At 60.2% G+C, this 6,625-nt stretch carries 7 protein-coding genes; all 7 read left to right on the top strand.

Annotation, left to right across the window (positions count from 1 at the left end):
- Positions 1-1,453 (top strand): recombinase family protein (locus EP376_RS22300; RefSeq protein WP_164745050.1); only part of this gene is annotated, 1,453 nt, incomplete at its 5' end.
- On the top strand, positions 1,450-2,364 hold the full coding sequence (locus EP376_RS22295; protein WP_420837143.1) for a plasmid partitioning protein RepB C-terminal domain-containing protein: 915 nt from the start codon (positions 1,450-1,452) through the stop codon (positions 2,362-2,364). The genes EP376_RS22300 and EP376_RS22295, both read left to right, overlap by 4 nt.
- Entirely contained in the window at positions 2,361-3,257 is an 897-nt protein-coding gene (locus EP376_RS22290) for a plasmid partitioning protein RepB C-terminal domain-containing protein (RefSeq protein ID WP_127657683.1), read from the top strand. Before EP376_RS22295 ends, EP376_RS22290 begins: the two co-directional genes overlap by 4 nt.
- Before the next feature lie 353 nt (positions 3,258-3,610).
- A complete protein-coding gene (locus EP376_RS22285; protein WP_127657682.1) occupies positions 3,611-4,483 on the top strand; it encodes a BrxR family helix-turn-helix transcriptional regulator in 873 nt (290 codons plus the stop codon).
- A complete protein-coding gene (locus EP376_RS22280) occupies positions 4,480-5,088 on the top strand; it encodes a DUF1819 family protein (RefSeq protein ID WP_240652494.1) in 609 nt (202 codons plus the stop codon). Before EP376_RS22285 ends, EP376_RS22280 begins: the two co-directional genes overlap by 4 nt.
- Before the next feature lie 97 nt (positions 5,089-5,185).
- Positions 5,186-5,692: a DUF1788 domain-containing protein gene (locus tag EP376_RS22275; RefSeq protein WP_240652493.1), complete on the top strand. Its 507-nt coding sequence runs from the start codon at positions 5,186-5,188 to the stop codon at positions 5,690-5,692.
- Positions 5,693-5,696: 4 nt separating this feature from the next.
- The coding region (brxC, locus tag EP376_RS22270) for a BREX system P-loop protein BrxC (protein WP_127657681.1) at positions 5,697-6,625 on the top strand (929 nt) is incomplete at its 3' end.

Genomic DNA, 6,625 nt, shown 5'->3' with positions numbered 1-6,625 from the left:
CGATGTCATTCGCAGCTATGCCGAGGCTCGTGGCCTGACCATTATGCGCACGTTTGAGGACTCCGGCCGATCAGGTTTACGGCTCGACGGCCGCGAGGCGCTGCAGAACCTGATGGCCGAGGTCCAATCCGGCCAAGCAGACTTCAAGGCGATCCTCGTTTATGACGTCAGCCGCTGGGGTCGGTTTCAGGACGCCGATGAGGGCGCATACCATGAGCATGTCTGTTCCCGCGCCGGTATCCGGGTCCACTACTGCGGCGAGCAGTTCGAGAACGATGGCAGCATCGGCTCTAACCTTCTGAAGACCGTCAAGCGGGTCATGGCCGGCGAATATAGCCGTGAGCTTTCGGTGAAGGTTTTTGCCGGGCAATGCCGCCTGGTAGAGCTTGGATATCGCCAAGGCGGCGCGGCCGGATACGGGCTGCGGCGCGTGTTGATCGACGAGCACGGCAACCCGAAGGGTGAGCTGTCGCGCGGCGAGCAGAAGAGCCTGCAGACCGACCGCGTGATCCTGGTCCCCGGCCCCGAGGAGGAACAGCGGGTCGTCCAGCGCATGTACGAGATGTTCGTGAATGAGGGGCGGCCCGAGCGCGAGATCGCGGAGGTTCTGAACGGCGAAGGACGCCGCACCGATCTCGACCGACCGTGGACCCGGGCGACGGTCCATCAGGTTCTGACCAACGAAAAATACATCGGGAACAATGTCTTCAACAAGGTGTCGTTCAAGCTGAAGCAGCGTCGTGTCGTAAATCCACGGGACATGTGGATCCGGGCCGAGGGCGCTTATCCGGCCATCGTCGACAAAGCGCTGTTTCTGCGCGCGCGGGAAATCGTGGATGCCCGCAGCCGCCATTTCTCGGACGAGGAGTTGCTCGATGCCCTGCGGGCGATCCTGAAACGACAGGGCCAGCTGTCCGGGCTTATTATCGACGAGGAGAACGATCTGCCCTCGTCCAGCGCTTATCGTAGTCGGTTTGGCAGCCTGCTGCGCGCCTATCGCCTCATCGGCTATGAACCAGAGCGGGACTACCGCTACATCGAGATTAACAAGGCGCTGCGCGCGGCCCACCCCCAGGTCGTTGAGGAGATCATCGAGGGCGTGGCCGCCCAAGGTGGTCGCGTGGTGCAGGTCCCCGACACGCAGCTGCTGCGCGTGAATGATGAATTCACGGTGTCGATCGTTCTGGCCCGCTGCCAGGCGACGGCAGCTGGTTCCTTGCGCTGGCACATCCGGCTCGACACCGGCCTCGTTCCGGACATCACGATTGCTGTGCGGATGAACGAGACCAACGACGCGCCGCGCGACTTCTACCTGCTGCCCAGCATCGACATAACCGACGCGCGCCTGAAGATGGCCGAACAGAACGGCCTTTGGCTCGATGCCTATCGAACTGAAACACTTGACGATTTCTACGCCCTCGCTGGGCGGGCGAAGGTGACGGAGGTGGCATGATGGCCAAAAACGCGGAAGAAACCCACCAGACGGAAGTCACCTTAGTCCCGACCGACCGTATTCGGATTCTCAATCCGCGGGTCCGAAACCCCAGGACATTCGCGGACATGGTGGATAACATCGCCAAGATCGGCTTGAAGCGCCCGATCACCGTCACCCGCCGCACTGGCACAGATCCGCAGGAGTATGATCTGGTCTGCGGCCAAGGGCGGCTCGAGGCCTTCATTCAGCTGAAGCAGAAAGCCATCCCGGCCATTGTCATCGATGCGGATGAGTCCGACTGCCTGGTAATGAGCCTCGTCGAGAACTGCGCTCGCCGTCAGCATCGCCCGATCGATCTGATGCGGGAGATCGGCACGCTCCGCGAACGCGGCTACAACGACCGGCAAATCGGCGACAAGATCGGCGTCTCGCCAGACTATGTGGGCATGATCGCTGGCCTCCTGGAGCGCGGCGAAGAGCGGCTGGTGACGGCCGTCGAAACTGGCCTGCTGCCACTCAACCTTGCCATCGACATATCAAAAACCGATGCCGAAGGCGCCCAGCGTGCGCTGATGGATGCTTACACGCAGAAGAAACTGCGCGGAAAGAAACTCGCGGCGGCCCGGCGCCTGATCGAACAGCGTGAGGCGCGTGGAAAGAAGATCCATCCCAAGCAATACGGGCGCGACAGCCGAAACCGGCGACCGCTGACGAGCGAAGCGTTGGTGCGCGCCTATCAGAAGGAGGCGGACCGCCAGAAGCTTCTGATCAAGAAAGCGGAGCTGACGCAGGGGCGGCTGCTGTTCATCTGCCAGGCATTCCGGACTCTCCTCGAGGACGACCATTTCGTGACGTTGCTGCGTGCGGAAGGCTTGGAGACCATGCCCAGCTACCTGCAGGACTCCCTCGCCGAGGGGGCAGCGCCATGACCAAGAAGGTTCAGCTCGGCTTCGAGAACGATTGCGTCACGATCCCGGTCGCGGACATCCTGCCTGTCAGGGTGCTGAGCAAGTCCATCAAGTCCAGTCGGAAATACACCCAGATCACAGCGTCGATCCGCGAGATCGGTTTGGTCGAGCCGCCGGTTGTTGCTAGAAACGGGGATGCCAGCGGCAGCTGGCTGCTGCTCGATGGACATGTCCGGATCGAAGTCCTCAAAGACCTGGGTCAGGAACAGGTCGAATGCCTCGTGTCCACCGACGATGAGGCCTTCACCTACAACAAGCGGATCAGCCGCATCGCGCCCATTCAGGAGCACCGGATGATCCTTAAAGCGATCGAGCGTGGTGTTTCGGAGGAAAAGATCGCGGCGGCGCTGGATCTCAACCCGCGCAGCGTCCACCGCAAGGTCAAGCTGCTCGACGGCATTTGCCCAGAAGCCGTGGCGATCCTGAAGGACAAGGCCTGCACCGCGGCCGTGTTCACCACGCTACGCAAGATGATCCCCTTGCGCCAGATCGAAGCCGCCGAGCTCATGGTGAACGCCAACAACTACTCCGTCGCCTACATCTCGGCGATCCTCGCCGGAACACCGCAGGCGCAGCTGGTCGAGGCGAACAAGCCCAAACGTATCAACGGCGTCACTCCGCAGGCGGTCGCCCGGATGGAAAAGGAGCTTGCCCGACTTCAGGAAGGGATCACCCAAATCCAGGACACCTACGGCGAGGACCATCTCCAGCTGACGGTGCTCCGTGGCTACGTCGGCAAGCTCCTCGGGAACGCGCGCGTGGTGCGGTATCTGATGCAGACGCGCCCCGAGTTCCTGTCGGAATTTCAGACCATTGCCGAGATGGAGTCGGTCGTGCCGGCCGAGGTGGAATAGCCTGCCGGTCGCTTCAATGGGGACCCGGACCCGATAAGCGCGGGGACCGCGGGAGACGCCGGACTGTGGGTCGGATCGAGCGCGGCGGTGGGGATGGCGGCGAACCCGCTCGGAGCCCATCAGGCTGGCTCGAGTTTTCGCCGGCCGCGCGGCCGCAAAAGCGGTGGCGATAATCGCAGGCGTGCCGTGGAATAGCGGGCTCGGCACGCCTGCACCTCGAGCAGGATCAATCAAGCAAGTCACCGAGATTTCGCAGGATTTCGATTGAACCCGTGTCGCCACTCAGATAGCTTGAGGTTAGCACAAAAATTGGGCGCGTACATTTTTCCGTCGCGCCGAAAAAGGAGTGCGACGTGGACAACACCAAAGCGGAGCTTCGTTGGGGAGTCGCGCAGCGACTAGAGTTCATCGAGTTCCGCTTGTTTTGGGAGGGGCATGTGAACCGAAGCGATTTGATGGAGCAGTTTGGACTGTCGGTGAACCAAGCGTCCGCCGATCTGAACCGCTACATCGGCTTCGCGCCGGACAACATGGTCTACGATAAAAGCGCTCGGACCTATGTCCGCGGCTTGGACTTCGAGGCGCAGTTCCTAGAGCCCGATGCGAGTCGCTACCTCGCGCAGCTGCGGTCACTCTCTGACGGAATCCTCGACCGCGAGGATTCCTGGATAGCAAATCTACCGCCCTACGCGTCTGCCCCGACGCCGGTACGTGGCGTCAACCCGGTGACCCTCCGCTCGGTCGTTGGCGCCATACGCCGGTCGGAGGCGGTCGAGGTGAAGTACCAGTCTTTGTCCAGCCCGGAGCCCCGCTGGCGGTGGATCGCGCCCCACGCCATCGCGTTTGACGGCTTTCGCTGGCACACGCGAGCATTCTGTCTGAGCGATGAGTGCTTCAAGGACTTCCTGTTGTCCCGGATGCTCAAGATCCGAGGTGCACAGGAAAGCGACGCCTCGGCCGCCGACGACAGCGAGTGGCATTCCGAGGTCACGTTGGAGGTCGCCCCTCACCCCGATCTTTCTGACACGCAGGCAAAGGTCATCGCGCTCGACTACGGCATGCGAGGCGGCAAAGCCAAGATCAAGGTCCGGCGTGCGCTCCTTTACTACGCGCTCAGGCGGCTTGGACTGGACACGGATCCTAGTGCCCGCAGACCACAAGACCAACAAATCGTGCTTCTCAATGCTGCCGAAATCGCCCGCTCTTCTGGAGGGGCAAGTTCGTGACAAAGCCGCAACCATACAAGATGTCGTTCGGCACAGGTGGGCTGTTGCTCAATGAGAGCGTTGAGGTTGCGCGCCTTCATGTATCCGACGAGCCTTGGGAGGATACAATCCGTCGGGCAATCGAAGCGGGCACGACCGCGCTGCCGAAAACCGCTTCGAATCGTCGAACGCTCAGGGAGATATCCAATCGGCTTCTCACCCTGACAGATACAGAGCGCGATTTCCTGATCGATCATGCCGATCGGGCTGACCGGCAAGCTCTCCTATGGCTGGCAACCTGCCGAGCTTACCGCTTCATCCGGGAATTCGCCGTCGAGGTGATCCGGGAGAGGTACTTGTCCTACCAATACGAATTGCCGCTGGAGAGCTTTGATATCCTGCTGGATGCGAAGGCCGAATGGGATGACCACCTGGCATCCTTGACCTCATCGACACGCTTGAAGCTCCGCCAGGTTCTGTTTCGGATCATGCGGGAAGCCGGCGTCATTTCCCAGGCAGGCCAAATACAGGCAGCGCTGCTTTCCAGCCAGCTGAAAACAATGATCGAGGAACAGGCGCCGGGAGACCTTGCAGTATTCCCGGGCGTGCCTGTCGATGGAGCGTAGTGTGAAGAGTGTTTTTAACCGAAAGGAGCTGGCGGAGCATCTCTACCGCGTGGTGACCAGCTAAAGGTTCCTCGGAAAACAGGGGCTGGGCAACGAGGTGCCATTCTTCATCTGTCCGTTCCCAGCGGAGTTCGCGGTCGGAGTTGAGGACGACCGCCGGGATCTTGTGACACGAGCCGAACATGCAGGCGTTAAGGTGCTGGACCTCAGCCTCTACAGTTTGGCTATCGAGATCCTACGTGAACGAGACATCCTCGATCAGATACTCGAGGTGGAGCAAAGCACCGAGAAGTCTGAACTCAAGGAACTGCTCCAGGGGGTGCTAGACCCGCATGCGCACCTGATTCCAAAAATCGGCGCCGCTATCGAGACGAACCCGCACGACGTGATCTTCCTGTCCGGCGTGGGTGAGGTCTACCCCTATATCCGGTCGCACAACGTACTAAACAACCTGCAGAGCACGGCCAAAGACGCTCCGACAGTCTTGTTTTTTCCTGGTAGCTACACGCACGAACTAGCAACAGGTGCTTCGCTCGATCTCTTCGGTCGCCTGCACGACGACAAGTACTACCGCGCCTTCAACATTCTGAATTACGAGGTCTGATACGATGGCCGAGCTACTCCAAGACATTTTCGAAAAACCGGTTGATCGCCCTATCGATGGTGTCATCAAAGCAGACGACGAGGCCAGGCTGGGCGTGGAGCTGGACGAGTATGTCATTACAGATGAAATCGCCCGGCGGCTGGAAGACTTCCTGCATGCGTACAACAACTACGACACATCGAACGGTGTCTGGATCTCGGGCTTTTTCGGATCGGGCAAATCGCACCTTCTCAAGATGCTGGCCCTCGTGCTGGAAAACCGCGAGTTGGATGGGCGTCGGGCCGCGGACATCTTCAGCGAAAAGCTGAAAGACCAGCCTATGTTGATGGGTGCGTTACAAAAGGCCGTGTCAATCCCGTCCAGGTCGATCCTGTTCAATATCGACCAGAAGGCCGATGTTATCTCCAAGACGGATGTTGATGCGCTTCTTTCAGTGTTCCAGAAGGTTTTCGACGAGGCCTGCGGGTTTTATGGCAAGCAACCGCATATCGCGCAGTTCGAGCGGGACCTGCACGGGCGCCGCCTGTTGAGCGCCTTCCGGGGCGCATTCCAGGCGGCTGCCGGCAAACCCTGGGACCGCGGCAGGGAGCAGGCTCTGCTGGAAGCTCCGAACATCGCAAACGCTTTCGCGCAAGTCACCGGGGGCGATCCGGCCGACGCCAAGGACATCCTTACTCAGTATCGAAAGGACACTCGTGTCTCGATCGAGGATTTCGCCGAGACCGTGAAAGCCTGGATTGACGAACAGGAACCAAATTTTCGGCTGAACTTCTTCGTCGACGAGGTCGGGCAGTATATTGCCGACAACGTTAAGCTCATGACAAACCTGCAGACCGTCGCTGAGAGCCTGAACACGAAATGCAAGGGCCAAGCTTGGATCATCGTTACCGCGCAGCAGGAAATGTCCTCGGTCATCGGGTGGAGTGCCCCCAC

This window comes from Alexandriicola marinus (assembly GCF_004000435.1).
In the GTDB taxonomy this organism is placed as follows: Bacteria; Pseudomonadota; Alphaproteobacteria; order Rhodobacterales; family Rhodobacteraceae; genus Alexandriicola; species Alexandriicola marinus.
This window is presented reverse-complemented; position numbering and strand designations above follow the sequence as displayed.